This window comes from Bacillus cereus group sp. N8 (genome assembly GCF_016483685.1).
Classification (GTDB): Bacteria; Bacillota; Bacilli; order Bacillales; family Bacillaceae_G; genus Bacillus_A; species Bacillus_A proteolyticus.
This window is the reverse complement of sequence record NZ_JAEHBK010000009.1, coordinates 23,260-41,109: the sequence shown is the minus strand read 5'-3', so window position 1 is coordinate 41,109 and position 17,850 is coordinate 23,260. Positions and strand designations below refer to the sequence as shown.

Genomic DNA, 17,850 nt, shown 5'->3' with positions numbered 1-17,850 from the left:
TGGCTACTTCCATCACTTTTTTCACTCACTCTATTTTTTCTCTAGTCCTTGTCCAAATGCTTTTAAGAAACTAAAACCAAATGTTATCGCCCTGTTGATATCTGGATCTTTTAATACTTTAAAGAAATCCATCACTTTTGTTTTTTTTCCATTTTTCAGCTCATCCGTTGCAAATTGTAATCCAGTGACTAAACTAGATGTTATTTGTTTCGTTATTTCTGGGTCCACTGAAGATAATGCCTCTCCTGCCCCCATCATATTGTTTAATGCATTTTTTACTGGCTCACGATTTAATTGTTCAACAGCTATTTTGGAAACATCTTCTTTTGCAGCAAGTAAACTAATTGCTGCATCTAAAATTCCAGCTTTTTGCAACTGTCCTAACAGCTGCATCGTCTCTTCTACTGCTTCTCTATTTTCAGCTAGCTCATTTAACAGTTCATCTGTTACTTGCTGTTTCTTTTCTTCTTCTGTTACAACCTTCTTTTTAATTAAAGTAATCTCTTTTGCCATGATCTCCGCCCCCTAATTCTGGTCCACAAGTGATACGTATTGTTTTCTTTGCCACTTTTGCTCGATTTCAACACCATTTTGCGGATGACGTTTTTTATCTCTCGGGTTTGAAGATGGTAACGGACGATTCCCTTTTTCACGTAATACGCGCAGTTTCACCATCGTTTGTTTATAAGCTGGTGTACACGTATAAATGTCTGTTGCTGTTCCTGTTAAAATATTGATTGCCTCTTCATTTACTGTCGCATGCATCGGCAAATATAACTCATTTCCAGTTACACGATCTGTAACAAGCGCTTGTACTTTGATTTTCCCAAATGGTGATGCTAATTCTACAAGACCACCATCTTTCACATTACGTTCTTTAGCAAGTTCAGGTGAAATTTCAACAAATACTTCAGACACTTTAGATAAAATGCCAGCCGACTTATTCGTCATATTCCCTTCATGGAAATGCTCTAGCATACGGCCATTATTTAATAGTAAATCATACTCATCTGGTGCTACTACTGGCGGTACCCATTCATCTAATGATAAACGAGCTAGCTTATCCGGGAAGTTAAATCCATCTACATATAATAATGGTGTATCGCTACCATCATGGCTACCCCAACATAAACTATTCCAGCCTTCTAAACGGTCATACGTTGCTTGTGAGTATAACGGAGCAAGCGATGCAATTTCATCCATAATTTCACTCGGACTTCCATAATTCCAGTCTCCGCCCAGTGCACGAGCTACTTTTTGTAAAATCCACCAATCTGGCTTAGAATCACCAAGTGGCTTCAATACTTCATACAATCTTTGAATACGGCGTTCTGTATTTGTAAATGTTCCTTCTTTTTCTAAGCTTGGTGCTGCCGGTAAAATAACATCGGCAAAACGAGCTGTTTTCGATAAAAACATATCTTGAACAACGAGGAAGTCTAAATTCGCTAAAATATGTTGTACATGGTTGGCATTTGAATCTACTAAAGCCATTTCTTCTCCCATAACATACATACCACGCAGTTTTCCTTCTTCCGCTGCTAGTAACATTGCGATATTATTTAGTCCCGGTTCTTTCGGAATGGTAGTACCGTATGCTTTTTCAAATTTCGCACGATGCACATCATCTGAAACCGCTTGATAACCTGGAAGCCAGTTCGGTAATGTTGCCATATCACAAGCACCTTGTACGTTATTATGTCCGCGTAACGGATACGCACCTGCACCAGGACGACGATAGTTGCCCGTAACAAGCAGTAAATTTGAAATTGCAGCTGACGTTGTACTTCCTCCTGTATTTTGAGTTACACCCATTCCCCAAAGTACACAAGTACCATCTGCTTCATATACCATACGAGCCATCTCTTTAAGATTATCTTTAGAAATCCCTGTAATTTTCTCAGTATAATCAAGCGTATACTTTTCTAGCATTTTGCTATATTCATCAAAATTCTTTACATTTTCAGCTATGAACTTTTTATCATGCCAATCTTGATCAATAATATATTTCGTAATACCAGCAAGCCATACATAATCCGTCCCTTGACTCGGGTGAACAAATATATCAGCACGCTCTGCCATTTCATGTTTACGAAGGTCTGCTACAATCAATTTTTGCTCGTGTAATTTATGAGCACGCTTTACTCTAGTTGCAAGTACAGGGTGACCTTCTGTTGGATTTGCACCAACAATAATAACAAGACCTGCTTCAGCAATATCTTTTACTGTTCCAGCATCCCCACCCATACCGACAGTTTTAAATAAACCGTCTGTCGCTGGAGATTGGCAATAACGCGAGCAGTTATCTACGTTATTCGTTCCATATATTTGACGGGCTAGTTTTTGCATAAGGTAGTTTTCTTCATTTGTTACTTTAGAAGAAGAAATAAAACCAAATGCATCGCTACCGTATTCTGATTTAATATGTTGCATATTAGATGCAACAACTTCAAGAGCCTCTTCCCATGAAGCCTCAACAAACATATCCCCTTGGCGAATTAACGGCTTTGTAATTCGCTCTTCACTGTTTACAAAATCCCAGCCAAATTTACCTTTTACACATGTAGAGATACCATTAACCGGTGCATCTGAAACAGGTTGTACTTTTAAGATTTGACGATCTTTCGTCCATACTTCAAATGAACAACCTACACCACAAAATGTACAAACGGTTTTTGTTTTATTAACTTTCGTCTTACGCATCGCAGCCTCTACTTCTGAAACCGCTAAAATACTGCTATATCCAGGTTCTACATCTTTTACAAAATCAATCATTGGATCTAACACATCTGGTTTTAATCCTGTCATAAATCCTGCTTCACCCAGCATTGTTTTTTCCATTAACGCATTACACGGACATACTGTTACACACTGCCCACAACTCACACAAGATGAGTCATTTATACTTACACCATTGTCCCAAATAACACGTGGACGGTCTAAACTCCAATCGATTGATAACGTTTCATTAACTTGTAAATTTTGACATACTTCTACACACTGCCCACAAGCAATGCATTGATTTGGATCGTATCGATAGAATGGATGCGATGTATCCACTTCGCATGCACTTACTTTCGGTTCATACGGATATTTCTGTTCTTCAATCCCCATCATATGTACTGTATTATGGACTTTACAGTTACCATTATTGTTATCACATACTGTACAATACAATAAATGATTCTCTAATATTCGATCCATTGCTTCAGTCTGCGCCTCTTTTGCACGCTGAGACTGTCTTTCAATATGCATACCATTCTCTATTTGCGTTGAACAAGCACGCATTAACTTCCCATCTACTTCTACAATACATGTATCACAGGTTTGAATAGGATCTACCTCTGGTACATGACAAATTTGAGGATGTTCTAAATTACTTTCATTAAATAATTGGAGTATCGTCTTTTCACCTGATGCAAAAAGTTCTTTCCCATCAACGGTTACACGGACTGTCTGTTCTGTCATAGTTTCCCCTCCCCTTACAACTCACTGTACAATACGATTATGAATCCGTTTTCAAAAACGTATTTCTGTACATATTTTTGAAACGCTCTGCCCAAATACTTTTCTTATGAAGTCGATTCTAGATGTTATAAGGTATAGCTACGCAAGCTTGAAAATGTCACTATTCTACAAATCTATTATATCGTACATATACAATAATAACCAAAATAATCTGCCATCTTTCTGATAGTAGATGCTTTTATTTTTCCGATGTTTTATGATAAATATGGGGAAAAATACATATAAAGGGGAATTTAATATGGGGCCTACTCAAGAAACGTATACGATTGTACGCTATCAATCCGGTACATTTTCAAAACAAAATGATGATGTTGTGACAGAATTTCCTATTACAATTAAGTTGAATAGCGAAGAATACGTAACCGTTGTATGCACGCCTAATTACATTGAAGATATGGTAATTGGTTTTTTAATTTCTGAAGGAATTCTTTCTTCTTATAAAGATATTGAAGAATTATGGGTCCAAAAGGAAAACGGAATTGCCCATGTAAAATCATCAAAAATTAATCCGCTCTATCAAACTTTATATAATAAAAGATACGTAACTTCTTGTTGCGGAAAAAGTAGACAAGGTTTTGTTTTCGTCAATGATGCCGCAAAAGCAAAAGAGTTACACGATATACATATATCTATTACTCCAGAAGAATGTTTTCACCTAATGACTTCCTTACAACAATCTTCAACTACATTTCGCCAAACAGGTGGTGTGCACAATACCGCGTTATGCGATCGAAAAAATATTCTCATATCAAGAATGGATATCGGAAGACATAATGCACTAGATAAAATATACGGTCATTGTTTACGAAACAATATATCTGTTCAAGGGAAAATCATCGCGTTTAGCGGACGCATCTCATCTGAAATTTTGTTAAAGGTTTCAAAAATCGGTTGCGAAATTGTCCTATCTAAATCAGCTCCAACTAAGCTAGCATTGCAACTCGCTCACGATTTAGGCATTACCGTAGTAGGATTCATTCGAAATGAATCTTGCAATATTTATACACATCCAGAACGAATCGATGGTTATCAATCGAATAATTAAAAAACACCTTCTCAATTGAGGAGGTGTTTTTTAGTTATAAAAATGTAATATATTTAACACTTGAATAGTTAACAAAGTTAATATATAATTTCATTACATAAATAAAAATGAAAACATAGTAGCATATATCTTTTCATTCTTTTACAAATTAAGAAAGAATAATCACAGAATGTATTTAGCTACCCTTATTCTTATAGAGTTAATGGATTAAATTAGGATCAACCAAGGAGGTTACAACTATGGAAATTCGCTTTTTAACAACAGAGGACGCAGAAATTTATTTGAAAGTTTGTATGGAAGGTTTAACGAAAAACCCTGAGGCTTTTAGCTCTTCTTATGAAGATGTTCTTAAACATGAAAACCCTGTCGCTGCCATGGCAAAGCGATTAAGCAATCCGGATAAGTATACTCTAGGTGTCTTCAAAGGTAATGATTTAGTCGGTATTGCTACTCTAGAAACAAAGCCATTTATTAAGCAAGAGCATAAGGCAAAAATCGGCTCCGTTTTTGTTTCTCCAAAAGCACGTGGTCTCGGCGCAGGACGAGCTTTAATTAAAGCGATTATTGAAAATGCCGATAAATTAAATGTAGAACAGCTCATGCTTGATGTTGTTGCCGATAACACTGCTGCAAAAAAACTATATGAGTCTCTCGGCTTCCAAACTTACGGCGTGCAAGAACGGTCCTTAAAACATAATGGCCAATATTGGGACGAAGAGCATATGGTTTTATTCTTAAATAATTAACATTTTAATATAACATTTCAAAAGCATCTTCTTATTAATTAAGATGCTTTTTTCATTACAACAATGTAATCTTCATGTCACCTTTATCGATCGTTCCAATCCTTTCCATTCGTTATACTAAAAATATAAAATGAAGCTTTACTCAGTGGGGAGCTCCATCCCCCACTGAATTTTGAGATGGAAGTCTTACTGCCCGCGAATAGCGGGATAAAGTGAAACTTTACTCAGCAAGGAGGATCCATCTCCCGCTGATTATTAAATGAACGTATAGCATGATGCAATTGATATGTAGAGGAGAATATGACATGAAACAAAACAAACGAGCTATCTTTTTAATATGTACTACAGCAATTGTAACTTCTGGATTAGCAATTTTACCTTGGTTTATTATATAGAATACATAAAAAAAGCTTATTGCTCCTTAAGAGGCAATAAGCTTTTTTTCTATTATAAAATCCCGAAAAATTTATTTACACAACTTATCATAATAAGCATAGATACCGCAACACACATTACAACCGCATTACGATCTTGCTTTTCTTTTTGTAAATGCTCTACTTGTTTATTCATGTGTACAATCTCCTTTTAAAAAAAGTGTGAGATAGGAAATTTTTCTTATCCGATGCGAGGTGAATACGAAAACCCTCTCTATCTCACATACACAATAGAATGGAATTGTCATTTTATAAATAAAATGACATGACGTTATGTCGCAACATAGGGTATTTGTGTCGCTACGTTTTCTATTATAAAAAATAGTTGTGCAAAACTAGTGCATTTTTTATGTCAATTGCCCTGATTGAAAAAATCAGCCATCCATTTAATCACATAAAAAGAGTTTTTTATTATTTTCATGTAAACTATACAAGTAGAATGAATAGTTTGGGGTGCACAAGATTATGGTGAAAATTTTATTGGTAGACGATGAAGAACGTATGTTACGATTATTAGATCTGTTCTTAAGTCCTCGCGGCCATTTTTGTATGAAAGCTACTTCTGGCCTTGAAGCGCTAGAATTAATCGAACAGAAGGACTTCGATATTATTTTATTAGATGTTATGATGCCAAATATGGACGGATGGGATACGTGCTATCAAATCCGTCAAATTTCCAACGTTCCAATTATTATGCTTACAGCTCGCAACCAAAACTACGATATGGTCAAAGGCCTAACAATGGGAGCAGATGACTATATTACAAAACCATTCGATGAACATGTATTAGTCGCGCGAATCGAGGCTATATTACGCCGCACAAAGAAAGATGGCTTTGTTAGCTTCAATGGTATTGAGTGGGATAAAACGAAACATACTGTTACAGCTTATAATGAAAAAATCTCACTAACTCCTATTGAGTTTTCGTTGCTCGGACTATTTTTACAAAATACAAACCGAGCTTACAGCCGAGACGATTTAATCGAGAAGATTTGGGGCTATCAAACAGACATCGAATACAGAACTATCGATTCACATATTCGTAATATACGGGATAAGTTACGCAAAAAAGGATTTCCAGTTGAAGATTACTTAGAAACTGTCTATAAAGTCGGATATAAATGGAAAAGTGAATAATTAATTGGGTCAGTGGACAATAGTTGACCACTGGCCCTTTATATGAAATAAGGTATGGTGAGAAAATGAGCAAACTTTCCCTTAAAGTTGGGACATACTTTTTAATATTAGCTTTATGTATTGAAACAATTGCTTTCGTATCTTTTTATAAAAGCCTTTCAAAAATGCGGGTTGAAGAAGAAACCGTTGCTCTTTTAGAGAAAGGAAATCGCTATCGTGATACGATTGAACGGCGTGCAAAATGGAGCAACTACGGCAAAGACGCTGAGCAGAAAAAACGTGCTGAACATTTCAATCGCCCTGTCCCTTCCGGCTTCTCTATTGAAGATGCCGCTGAAGATTTAATGGAAACAGAAGCACTTACTAATTCTGATATAGCCATTGTTATAACTGACAGTAATGGAAAAATCACTTCGACCTCAGAAACAGTAACAAAAGATATGCAAAAACAACTTCATTGTAAAATCCCCCCGGTTAAAAGGGGGGGATTAATAGTAGAAAAGAATTGGAAAAAATCAAAATTCATCTCAACAGTAACACCAATTGACACAAAAGACTTTCAAGGCAAATTACACATGTTCTTAAAAACATCCTTCTTAGAAGATATGCTCCTTAAACTCATGGATCAATTCATTATCGTGAGTATTTTAACACTTATTTTAACAACTATTTCTGTCTTTGTTTTTTCTCGAGTTATTACAGATCCTCTTATAAAGATGAAAAGAGCAACAGAAAAAATGTCAAAATTAAACAAACCAGTTCAATTAGGGATTAAACGAAATGATGAACTTGGAAGTTTAGCCACAACAATTGAGGAACTGTCTAGTGAACTTACATATATGAAAAAAGAGCGAAACGAATTTCTTGCCAGTGTAGCACACGAGTTACTAACTCCACTAACTTATATGAAAGGTTATGCGAAAGTGGCAAAGAGAGATTCTTTAACGAAGGAAGAACGTGAAGAGTATTTACAAATCATCGAGGATGAAACGGATAGTGTAACTGATCTCGTACAAGATTTATTTATGCTCGTACAATTAGAGCAACATCAATTCGTTATTAAAAAACAAAAAATGCCCCTTAGACCATTTTTAGAACGAATGGTTGAAAAAACAAAAACAACATTAACAAACAAACAAATAGAAATTCATGTATACTGTAAAAATGATTTAGAAGTTTGTATAGATGAAAGGCGTATGGAACAAGTGATGTTAAATTTATTACACAACGCCTATCAACATTCGCCAGAAAATACTTCTATCACAATACGTGTACTAACCAGTGTGAATACTTTTACAATAAGTGTACAAGATGAAGGTGAAGGTATTCCAAAAGAAGATATCCCACACATTTTCGATCGCTTTTACCGTGTCGATAAATCTAGAACAAGGGCTACAGGTGGAAAAGGTATTGGACTAGCTGTTGCAATGGAAATTGTAGAACTTCATAATGGTTCTATCGAAGTTAAAAGCGAATTAGGAGTCGGAACAGAATTTATAATTGAATTACCATTTGAATAATATATGCGTGAAAACACCAGTAGTAGTAAACACTACTGGTGCTATTTTATTTATAAAACCAGCTCATATAAGCTAAGCTTTTGAAATTATTTTTATTTCAATATAAAATATAGGTACAACTGTAAAAGATTTGGAGGGTGATATAATTGGATATCCATGTATTAACAAAAGACGAAGCAGAAATTTACTTAGAACTTCGAGTAGAAGGATTAAAACAAAACCCGGAAGCTTTCAGCTCTTCTTATGAAGATATTATTAATAAAGAGTGTGCTATTGAATATAAAGCCCAAAAATTAGCACAAGATGAGAACTATACACTAGGTGCATTTAAAGATGGGGAATTAATCGGAGTTGCAACACTGGAAACGAAACCATATGTAAAACAAGAACATAAAGCGAAAATTGGTTCAGTATACGTGTCTCCAAAAGCACGCGGACTTGGAGCAGGAAAAGCACTTATTAAGGAATGTCTTGAACTTGCTAAATCTCTAGAAGTAGAGCAAGTTATGCTCGATGTTGTTGTTGGCAACGATGGTGCAAAAAAACTTTATGAGTCATTAGGATTTAAAACATTTGGTGTGCAGGAACGTTCATTAAAATATAACGGACAATATTGGGATGAAGAACATATGGTTCTTTTCCTAGATGAAGAAAAATAATAAAAAACATCCTCCATTTATGAGGATGTTTTTTTACTTCCTTGTAAACCATGCTGTATATAATAATTGGATGGCCTCTTCAATTTCTTCCTCTAATAAAGTCGCAAATCCAAGCAATACTGTATTTTCGGGGGAAGTCCTTTCCTTATAATACATCGAAACAGGATATACTTTAATACTCCTTTCAGCTGCAGCTTCCACTAACTCTTTCTCTTCCATCCCATTATGCACTTTTAATAAAATATGTAGGCCAGAGTCCTCTCCTATTACTTCAACTCCATTAGAAAAATATTTTTCTATTACCGAAACAAGGCGGTCCCTCTTCTTTCGGTACACAACGCGCATTTTATGAATATGTTTTTCCCAATGCCCATCATTTAAAAATTTCTTAATGACCTCTTGATCCATTCTTGAAACGCTTTGTGTATAAAATAAATATTGCTCCTGATACTGCTTAATGAGCGGTTTTGGCAACACCATATAACTCATCCGTAATGATGGCAATAGCGCTTTAGACAGCGTACCCATATAAATTACTTTCCCATCTCTATCTAACCCTTGCAGCGCCGGAATCGGCTTTCCTGAATATCGGAATTCACTATCATAATCATCTTCAATAATATATCTTCCCTCTTCTTTTTTCGCCCATTGTAAAAGCTGCATTCTTCTCGTAATTGGCATAATCATCCCGCAAGGAAACTGATGCGAAGGTGTAACAAATACAACATTTGCATGGCTATCAGTTAACTGTGACATACAAATTCCATCTCCATCTAAAGATAACATTTGGACATTTTGTTCCCCTTGCTCAAAAACAACCATTTTCCGATGGTACCCAGGATTCTCAACTGCATAACGACTTCCCTTTAACAGCTGAAATAACATTTTTACTAATATTTGCGTACCCGCTCCTATTACAATTTGACTAGCTACGCATCGTACACCTCTAGATTCATACAAATAGCTCGCGATTGCTTCTCGTAAACTTACCTCCCCTTGCGGATGTCCAATAAAAAGTAAATCTTTATTTTCAAATTGCCATACCTCGTTCGTAATTTTTCGATATACATGGAACGGAAAAGTATTAGTATCCACACCCGTTTGAGTGAAATCAAATTTATACTTCTTATCTTGAAAAGGCGCTTCTCCTATTACCTCTTCGCTAGCTTCCGCATGAATCATTTGCTCGATTTCACATGCAAAATACCCTTTTCTAGAAATCGACTCAATATATCCTTCCGCAAGAAGTTGCTCATAAGCAGCTTCAACTGTATTTTTACTCACTTGTAAATATGTTGCTAGCTTCCTCTTAGCCGGTAATTTCGTAAAAGCCGGAATCGTTCCATCTTTAATCTCTTTTTTTATATACTCATACAATTGTACATACAATGCCGTCTTACTATTTGCATTTAAATTAGGCGTTAATTCTAACACAATAACTGACCCCTCTCAAAAACACATAACTGATACTTTTTACAGTACCAGAAGTTCTATATAATTCCTTTTATCATGTAACGCATTAATAATCAAATACTAGAGAGGAGATGCATGATAATGAACAATGGTAGACGCATTGGACTTATGATGATTATTACAGGAGCTACCCTATGGGGATTATCTGGTCCCATGATTCAGTGGCTATTTCAACATACTAACGTATCATCACTTGATTTTTTGACAATTCGCCTGTTGCTCGCTGGAATATTCATTTTATCTTTCTTGCTTATTAAAAAACAAAACATATTTCACATTTGGAAACACCCTAAACACTTTATACAACTTATAATTTTCTCTATTCTTGGCATGCTTGGTGCGCAATATGCCTTTATCGAAACAGTTCATATTAGTAATGCGGTCACAGCAACATTATTTCAATTTCTAGGTCCTGTTCTTATTACCATTTATGTCGCATTTGGACAAAGAAAATTCCCTGCTTCTATGCAACTACTCGCAATTATAACTGCCCTAACGGGAACGTACTTTATTATTACAAACGGTTCAATTGAAAATATTGTTTTATCGAAAGAAGCCATTATTTTTGGTCTATTAACAGCAATTGGATTTGCATTCTATACCCTTCATCCAGCTTCTCTTATTAAAGAATGCGGAACAACTGTAGTAATTGGCTGGGGGATGTTAATCGGTGGAATTGCCCTTCTTATTTGTAATCGCTCGTTTGAATGGAATCAGCTTTCACAAACTTTTACACCAAAAACTTTTTCTATGCTTATTCTTATCATCATAAGTGGCACCCTTTCTTTCCTTCTTTATATCGGCAGTCTGAAATATTTAGCAGCAACAGAAACGAGCATTTTATCTAGCATTGAACCACTTGTAGCGGCCATCGTTTCAATCGCTTGGCTAAATGAATCTTTTGGAGCCTATCAATTATTAGGCGGCGTATGTATCATTCTTTCTGTTATTTTCTTAACGATGCCGCAAAAAGAGAATGAGCCAACCTTTACAACTGAACAAGTATAGAAAATGTCAAAAGAGGTCGTACAAAACTTACGACCTCTTTTTATACTTTAAAGGAATTGTCCCGCTTTCTAGCAAATACAATTACACTAACAATAAAAATTAGGAGTGTGGCAACATGAAAAAAATCGGAACTATGCTACTTTTCTCCTTCCTCATTACTGGCTGCGCACAAGTGCAACCAGATTCAAATGTACCTAAAAAAGAAGTACTAGAAACGTCATCCTCTCAAATTAACGCACCTTCCTTTTTTCATCTTAGTGTTTTAAAAGATGTAAATTGGGAAGAAGCACCTTCCTTTACAGAGGGGAAAATGCCCTTAAAAGGCATTGAAGGAAAAATTGCAATGGCTGATAGCTCTATTATCGCAAATGAACAAAATGAAATAATGTGGTTCTTCCTAGATCCTGAAATGCCAACTGGAAAACTGTCTATTATCGCGTTAAAACAAGGAACTACAACTCCAACACCAGTACTCTTTCAAAAAGAAACTTCCAAACAAACTTGGACTACTTCAAATACAGTCGATACAACCATAAAGGAACTCCCTCTCGTAATGTCACTACCTTCCTCTGGATTATGGGTATTAAATATATATGTGAATGAAAAATATTATGATCAGTTTGTAATCAACGCCGAATAAAGTGACAAAACTGAAACACTTCCTTACAACAATGTAATTTCTACGTCACGTACTTCGATAGTTGGATTATCTCTCTTCTCTTATACTTAAAGTAAGAAATGAAGCGAGGAGAGATGAGAGATGAAAAAAATGATAGAAGTGATCGTAGCAGTAACTGAGGTTTTAGTAAATTGTAAACAAGTTGCAATGGAATTAAATAAATAATGAAAGGGGCTTGAATAAATTTACACTTCTTCATTGTTTTGATTTCTTATCTCAAAAAAAGCAGTGCCTTTTTAAGGCGCTGCTTTTGACTATTTATAACTTGGCATTTTCGTAATTTGCGCCACTCCTGAATCAATGGCTGCTTTTGCTACTGCTTCTGCAACACTTGGAACAACTCTTTTATCTAATGGATTTGGAATTACATAACTCGCATGAAGCTCTTCCTCCGTAATGATGTTAGCGATTCCATATGCTGCCGCTAATTTCATCTCTTCTGTAATATCAGTCGCTCGCACATCTAACGCACCGCGGAATATTCCTGGGAACGCCAATACATTATTTACTTGATTCGAGTAATCAGAACGTCCAGTTCCTACTACAGCTGCACCAGCTGCTAATGCATCTTCTGGGAATATTTCTGGAATTGGATTCGCCATTGCAAACACAATCGCTTTCCCATTCATCGTCTGTACAAGTTCTTTCGTTAATACGTTAGGAGCAGATACGCCAATGAAAATATCAGCTTGATGAATCGCTTCTTTTAGCGTTCCGCGTACATGTTCGCGATTCGTCCGCTTTGCAACTTCTACTTGTGCTTCGTTCATCCACGTTTCACCTTCACAAACAATACCTTCTAAACTTACTAATGTAATGTGTTTTGCGCCAGCTTTTAATAATAATTTTCCAATTGCAATTCCTGCCGAACCCGCACCGTTAATAACAATTTTCACATCATCCATTTGTTTACTTACAACTTTTAATGCATTAATAACAGCTGCTAAAACGACAATAGCCGTCCCATGCTGATCATCATGAAATACAGGAATATTCGTTTCTTCTTTTAATCGTTTTTCAATTTCAAAACAGCGTGGTGCTGCAATATCCTCTAAATTAATACCTGCAAATGTAGGCTCTAGATTTTTCACAAGGGTAACGATTTCATCCACATCAGTCGTACCTAAACATAGCGGGAAAGCATCTACATTCGCAAACTTCTTAAATAAAATACTTTTCCCTTCCATAACAGGCATAGCCGCTTTCGGTCCAATGTTCCCTAAACCAAGTACTGCAGTTCCATCTGAGACGACCGCTACCATATTACCACGTGCTGTATAGTCATAAGCTGTTTCCTCATCTGCCGCAATTGCTTTACAAGACTCAGCTACCCCTGGTGTATAAGTCAGACTTAAATCATCCGCTGAATTCACTTCTACTTTACTTGTAATCTCAATTTTCCCTACTAACTCTTTATGCAATAACAATGATCTTTCATTAATTTGATTTTCTAACATACTTATAATCTCCCCTTAATTTGACAAGCTAGCTATACGAATATAGCTAGCTTGTTTTGATCATGAAAACATTTTTAATAAAATTGTCGCTGTTACGACCACTGCCGCTCCGCCTAAACGCGTTGAAATTTGCGCAAAAGGCATTAATTCCATACGATTTGAAGCTGATAGAATTGCAACATCTCCAGTTCCACCTAAACCACTATGACATCCCGTTACAATTGCTGATTCAACAGGATACATTTTCATCACTTTTCCTACAAGAAAACCTGATGCTACCATTGTAAGAACAACTGATGCACACACAACAACATATCCTACCGAAAGAACTGCCGCTACATCTTTTAACGGAATATATAGCAATCCTAAGCCGACCATTAACGGCCATGTTAAATTTTTTGAAATAAATTTATATAAATGGAATGCTCCTTGTTCCATTTTTGCTGGCATTAATTTAAAGTACTTCACAAGTGCTGCTGAGAAAATCATAATGATTGCCCCAGGAATACCGATGAACTTAGAAGCGAATCCTCCAAAGATGAAGAACGTACATGCAATTAATAAACCTGCTCCCATTAATGAGAAGTCAATTGGCTTCTCTGTATTTTGTTCTTTTAGTAATTCTGCTTGATTGTCTGTTTTCACTAATACACCGTTACCACTAAGCTCAGGTTTCTTCTCACCTAAACGCTTCATATATCCTGCACTCACAATTGCAAACATATTCCCGATAATAGCTGCAGGAATAAGTTGTGATACAAATGTTGCTGATGGCTCATTTAAAATATCACCGTAAGCTAACGATAATGGTAAAATCCCTTCCCCAATACCACCACTCACAATTGGTACAATGATAAAGAAGAATGTCTGCTTCATTTCAAATCCAAATAGTGAACCTACTAATAGGCCTACTGCTATAGAAGCTAGCGTCCCTACCACTAAAGGAATAAACATGCGAACGAAACCTTGTACTAATACTTTACGGTTCATTCCTAAAATACTTCCAACTACTAAACAAGAAATATATAAATATAAAAAGTTCGATTTTTTCATTAACATAGTTGCAGCTTCCATTGAAGCTGGATTCATCCAGTTAAAAAATACAAGTAACGATGGAACAAATAACGAAAGAATTGCTGGACCACCGATGTTTTTTAGAATTGGAATTCTCATCCCAATGTCACCTAAGAAAATCCCCATGATCATAATAACTGCAAATCCACCAATCATATCTGCTGGCAATTTATTATATACAGATGCCCCATAAATAATAGCAGCCAATACTACATATAACGGTAAAGGTATTACACCGATTTTTACATTCATAATTTTAGAAGCAAACGATTCTCTTTGTACCTCATTCTCCTCAGGAAATGATACCGCTTCCACATTCTTTTGAATTCCCATATGGCACCCCCTTGTTTTCTTAATAACAATATTAAAACGCTTTCAATAGTAAAAATAGTTTTTGTAAGTTTTGTAATTGGTTTTGTAATTAAAAAAAGTATAAGCGACTTATAATAAGTCGCTTATACGTAAAACTCTATTTTATTTTGATCAACACATCTTAATTTACTTACAGGTCTTCCCACATGCTGGTACACCATTTCGTTTTCTAACACTCCAATTTCAGTCAAAAACATTACATACTTTCGAATAGAAACTCTTGAAATTCCTACTAATTGTGCCATTTCATCTGTTGTAAACGCTCGTCCATTCAGCGACTCGATCTTCTGCCAAATTAATTGCAACGTTTGCTTCGTTAATCCCTTTGGAAGTTCTTTATTAACAAAAGATTCTCTTTTTTCTTTTTGCAAAATTAATGAATCTAATTCCGATTGACTAATTTTTTGTTGTTCTTTCATAAAAGTGAGTTTTTCTCGATATATAGTTAATGCCTCTTTAAATCGTTCAAATGTAAATGGTTTAATTAAATAATCCACAACCCCATATTGTAATGCTTTTTTAATACTCCCCATATCATGTACAGCTGAAATCATCATAATATCGATTTCTTTTTCTTGATTCCGAATATACATTAAAAGCTCGAATCCAGTCTCTTCAGACATAAAAATATCAAGTAATACTAAATCTACTCGTGATTTTTCTAATGCTTCTATCGCCGATTTAACTGAGTTAACTGCATGAACAAGTTCAAACCCTCCTACTTGCTCTAAATAATGTGTATTTAACATCGCTACCATCGGGTCATCTTCTACAATTAAAACTTTAATCATATTTGCCTCTCATCCCTACCTTTAGGTATTTCAATCGTTATTGTCGTCCCCATTCCTAACAATGAATGAACATAAATTTCCCCATTTATTCGCTGTATGCTTTCCTTTACAAGATGCAAACCATACCCCCGATTATCACCCTTTGTAGAATAACCTTTTATAAATAATGCATCAATTTCATCTTCTTTTATGCCTTTCCCCGTATCTTGTACTGTAATGATTAATGTATCCCCATATTGTATTCCAATTTCAACCTGCTTTTTCTCACAATTTGTCACTGCGTCTAATGCATTATTAATTAAATTTCCGACAATAGTGATTAGTTCATGAATGATACGTTCATCATACATTTCTGGTAAGTAAGAATCTTCTTTTATAATTAACTTTATATTTTTCTCTCTAGCGTAACTAAGTTTACCTAGTAAAAATCCAGCAAATACTGGGCTTTGAATTTTTTTCATAATCCCCCCAATTTCATATTGATGCTCTGATACCATACTACTTACATATTTCTGCAATTCTTCATACTGTTTCATATGCGTTAACCCTAATACGACATGCATTTTATTCATAAATTCATGAGATTGTGCCCGTAAAGCTTCCGCATATAGCCTAATACCAGTTAGTTCTTCTGCCAATTTTCTAATTTCTGTTTTATCACGAAATGTTGCAATTGCACCAACTATTTCTCCTTTTACATATAAAGGAACACGATTAGTAACAATCGTAATCCCATAAATTTTTTGTTCTTCGTTTAATTGTACCTCTCCTGTTTGCAACACTTCTTTTATACGTGAATTCGGCATATACAATTCAACATCTTTACCAATAAAATCTTCTTCCAGTCCACTTTTTTTAAATAGCCGTTTCGCTTCATTATTAATTAACGTTACTCTCGCCTCTTTATCTACAGCGATAATACCTTCCTTTACAGATTGTAACATCGTATTTCTTTCCTCAAGAATTTTCGCTATCCTGTGTGGCTCAAGACCGAATAAGCTTTTCTTTATATGCCTAGCTAGCAATATTGCTCCTATAATTCCGACTAGTACTCCAACTCCAACTCCAATATAAATAATATGTCTACTTTCCTTAACCCTTTCTTTTACATTATCTGCTGAAATACCGACAGCCACCGCTCCAATTTGTTCACCTGTTTCAGAAAATATTGGTACAAATACTCGCATTGAAATACCTAAAGTTCCTTCTGCTAGCGATACATGTTCCTTCCCTTTCAATGCAGGTCCTTCATCTCCCCCAATAAAATGATGACCTATTTTTTGAGGATTTGGATGCGATTTTCTTATTCCATCCATATCCATAACTACAATAAATTGAACACCTGTATTTTTTAATATCCTATTTGTATACGTTTGGATTGCTGAAGTATCTGCTTTCCCAATCAAACCATTGATTACAACTGAATCATTCGCCACAATGTGTGCAATTGTTTTCGCTTTCTCTGCTTGGCTTTCCTCCGTTGTCCGTTCTACATTATGACTAATTAATATATCTGTCACAAGTAAAGAAAAAATTACAACTGTACACACTAATAATGTAATCGTTTTCCATAAATTCCATAGTTTTTTTCTTTTTTTCATCCCGTTAATAACTCCCCTAATTGCTGAATAGAAAAATAAGTAAGGTGATATTATTTTCACCTTACTTATTTGCTGTTATTATACTTTAATTTCTTATAGTTCTTCTGTAGCCTTTTCAATTTCACCAACAGCATTCGTTACTTCATTTTCATCGCCTGCTAAACCTTTCATTGTTTCTGCTGCTCAATTAATTTTAGAAACAAAATATAATAATAACACGTATTTTTTTTATTGATTATGCATTTTTACATATGTAATTATTCTTCAAAGTTTAAATTACAAAATAAGAGAACTTCCATACATAGAAGTTCTCTTTCTTCTTATCA

Annotated in this window: 15 protein-coding genes; 7 read left to right on the top strand and 8 right to left on the bottom strand. The window is 35.3% G+C overall.

What is annotated here, in order from left to right; all coding sequences use genetic code 11:
- Nucleotides 1–30 precede the first annotated feature (30 nt).
- Both JDS80_RS15185 and fdhF read right to left on the bottom strand, forming a co-directional pair.
- Nucleotides 31–513, bottom strand: a complete 483-nt coding sequence (locus tag JDS80_RS15185; RefSeq protein ID WP_002091031.1) for a helical membrane plugin domain-containing protein — start codon at nucleotides 511–513, stop codon at nucleotides 31–33.
- Between the two features lie 12 nt (nucleotides 514–525).
- Nucleotides 526–3,468, bottom strand: a complete 2,943-nt coding sequence (gene fdhF / locus JDS80_RS15180) for a formate dehydrogenase subunit alpha (protein WP_071743818.1) — start codon at nucleotides 3,466–3,468, stop codon at nucleotides 526–528.
- A 298-nt stretch (nucleotides 3,469–3,766) separates the two neighbouring features.
- On the opposite strand from fdhF, the gene fdhD reads away from it, so the two are divergent.
- Nucleotides 3,767–4,573: a formate dehydrogenase accessory sulfurtransferase FdhD gene (fdhD, locus tag JDS80_RS15175; protein WP_071772155.1), complete on the top strand. Its 807-nt coding sequence runs from the start codon at nucleotides 3,767–3,769 to the stop codon at nucleotides 4,571–4,573.
- 239 nt (nucleotides 4,574–4,812) lie between these two features.
- Complete coding sequence (locus tag JDS80_RS15170; protein WP_199639069.1) at nucleotides 4,813–5,319, top strand: GNAT family N-acetyltransferase; 507 nt, start codon at nucleotides 4,813–4,815, stop codon at nucleotides 5,317–5,319.
- A 447-nt stretch (nucleotides 5,320–5,766) separates the two neighbouring features.
- Here JDS80_RS15170 and JDS80_RS31940 read toward each other — a convergent pair whose 3' ends face one another.
- A complete protein-coding gene (locus JDS80_RS31940; RefSeq protein WP_071743821.1) occupies nucleotides 5,767–5,889 on the bottom strand; it encodes a hypothetical protein in 123 nt (40 codons plus the stop codon).
- Nucleotides 5,890–6,218: 329 nt separating this feature from the next.
- Here JDS80_RS31940 and JDS80_RS15165 point away from each other — a divergent pair, with 329 nt between their 5' ends.
- The 3 genes from JDS80_RS15165 to JDS80_RS15155 all read left to right on the top strand — a co-directional run bounded on the left by JDS80_RS15165 (nucleotide 6,219) and on the right by JDS80_RS15155 (nucleotide 9,069).
- Nucleotides 6,219–6,890, top strand: coding sequence for a response regulator transcription factor (locus JDS80_RS15165; protein ID WP_097832278.1), 672 nt, complete (start codon nucleotides 6,219–6,221; stop codon nucleotides 6,888–6,890).
- A 65-nt stretch (nucleotides 6,891–6,955) separates the two neighbouring features.
- Nucleotides 6,956–8,410 (top strand): sensor histidine kinase, encoded by a 1,455-nt coding sequence (locus JDS80_RS15160; protein WP_199639067.1) that lies wholly within the window; start codon nucleotides 6,956–6,958, stop codon nucleotides 8,408–8,410.
- Nucleotides 8,411–8,556: 146 nt separating this feature from the next.
- Nucleotides 8,557–9,069, top strand: a complete 513-nt coding sequence (locus tag JDS80_RS15155) for a GNAT family N-acetyltransferase (protein WP_000351210.1) — start codon at nucleotides 8,557–8,559, stop codon at nucleotides 9,067–9,069.
- A gap of 33 nt (nucleotides 9,070–9,102) precedes the next feature.
- Here the strand turns inward: JDS80_RS15155 and pdxR are convergent, their stop codons facing one another.
- A complete protein-coding gene (gene pdxR / locus JDS80_RS15150; protein ID WP_199639065.1) occupies nucleotides 9,103–10,503 on the bottom strand; it encodes a MocR-like pyridoxine biosynthesis transcription factor PdxR in 1,401 nt (466 codons plus the stop codon).
- Nucleotides 10,504–10,623: 120 nt separating this feature from the next.
- Between pdxR and JDS80_RS15145 the strand changes: the two genes are divergently transcribed.
- Nucleotides 10,624–11,550, top strand: coding sequence for a DMT family transporter (locus JDS80_RS15145; RefSeq protein WP_199639063.1), 927 nt, complete (start codon nucleotides 10,624–10,626; stop codon nucleotides 11,548–11,550).
- Nucleotides 11,551–11,665: 115 nt separating this feature from the next.
- A complete protein-coding gene (locus JDS80_RS15140; RefSeq protein WP_071772152.1) occupies nucleotides 11,666–12,190 on the top strand; it encodes a DUF4871 domain-containing protein in 525 nt (174 codons plus the stop codon).
- Nucleotides 12,191–12,483: 293 nt separating this feature from the next.
- Here the strand turns inward: JDS80_RS15140 and JDS80_RS15135 are convergent, their stop codons facing one another.
- The 4 genes from JDS80_RS15135 to JDS80_RS15120 form a co-directional block, all read right to left on the bottom strand.
- Nucleotides 12,484–13,686 carry an NAD(P)-dependent malic enzyme gene (locus JDS80_RS15135; protein ID WP_199639061.1) on the bottom strand — a complete coding sequence of 401 codons (1,203 nt, stop codon included), beginning with the start codon at nucleotides 13,684–13,686 and terminating at the stop codon, nucleotides 12,484–12,486.
- A gap of 60 nt (nucleotides 13,687–13,746) precedes the next feature.
- A complete protein-coding gene (locus JDS80_RS15130; RefSeq protein WP_199639059.1) occupies nucleotides 13,747–15,093 on the bottom strand; it encodes a 2-hydroxycarboxylate transporter family protein in 1,347 nt (448 codons plus the stop codon).
- Between the two features lie 122 nt (nucleotides 15,094–15,215).
- Nucleotides 15,216–15,923 (bottom strand): response regulator, encoded by a 708-nt coding sequence (locus JDS80_RS15125; protein WP_199639057.1) that lies wholly within the window; start codon nucleotides 15,921–15,923, stop codon nucleotides 15,216–15,218.
- Nucleotides 15,920–17,524, bottom strand: coding sequence for a sensor histidine kinase (locus tag JDS80_RS15120; protein WP_199639055.1), 1,605 nt, complete (start codon nucleotides 17,522–17,524; stop codon nucleotides 15,920–15,922). Before JDS80_RS15120 ends, JDS80_RS15125 begins: the two co-directional genes overlap by 4 nt.
- Nucleotides 17,525–17,850: the final 326 nt, after the last annotated feature.

Bases quoted from the DNA above. Each gene is read 5' to 3' on its own strand.
- JDS80_RS15170 (WP_199639069.1), top strand. From the start codon at position 4,813: ATGGAAATTCGCTTTTTAACAACAGAGGACGCAGAAATTTATTTGAAA.
- JDS80_RS15160 (WP_199639067.1), top strand. From the start codon at position 6,956: ATGAGCAAACTTTCCCTTAAAGTTGGGACATACTTTTTAATATTAGCT.
- JDS80_RS15125 (WP_199639057.1), bottom strand. From the start codon at position 15,923: ATGATTAAAGTTTTAATTGTAGAAGATGACCCGATGGTAGCGATGTTA.
- JDS80_RS15135 (WP_199639061.1), bottom strand. From the start codon at position 13,686: ATGTTAGAAAATCAAATTAATGAAAGATCATTGTTATTGCATAAAGAG.
- JDS80_RS15140 (WP_071772152.1), top strand. From the start codon at position 11,666: ATGAAAAAAATCGGAACTATGCTACTTTTCTCCTTCCTCATTACTGGC.
- fdhF (WP_071743818.1), bottom strand. From the start codon at position 3,468: ATGACAGAACAGACAGTCCGTGTAACCGTTGATGGGAAAGAACTTTTT.
- JDS80_RS15130 (WP_199639059.1), bottom strand. From the start codon at position 15,093: ATGGGAATTCAAAAGAATGTGGAAGCGGTATCATTTCCTGAGGAGAAT.
- JDS80_RS15165 (WP_097832278.1), top strand. From the start codon at position 6,219: ATGGTGAAAATTTTATTGGTAGACGATGAAGAACGTATGTTACGATTA.
- JDS80_RS15185 (WP_002091031.1), bottom strand. From the start codon at position 513: ATGGCAAAAGAGATTACTTTAATTAAAAAGAAGGTTGTAACAGAAGAA.
- fdhD (WP_071772155.1), top strand. From the start codon at position 3,767: ATGGGGCCTACTCAAGAAACGTATACGATTGTACGCTATCAATCCGGT.
- JDS80_RS31940 (WP_071743821.1), bottom strand. From the start codon at position 5,889: ATGAATAAACAAGTAGAGCATTTACAAAAAGAAAAGCAAGATCGTAAT.
- JDS80_RS15120 (WP_199639055.1), bottom strand. From the start codon at position 17,524: ATGAAAAAAAGAAAAAAACTATGGAATTTATGGAAAACGATTACATTA.
- JDS80_RS15145 (WP_199639063.1), top strand. From the start codon at position 10,624: ATGAACAATGGTAGACGCATTGGACTTATGATGATTATTACAGGAGCT.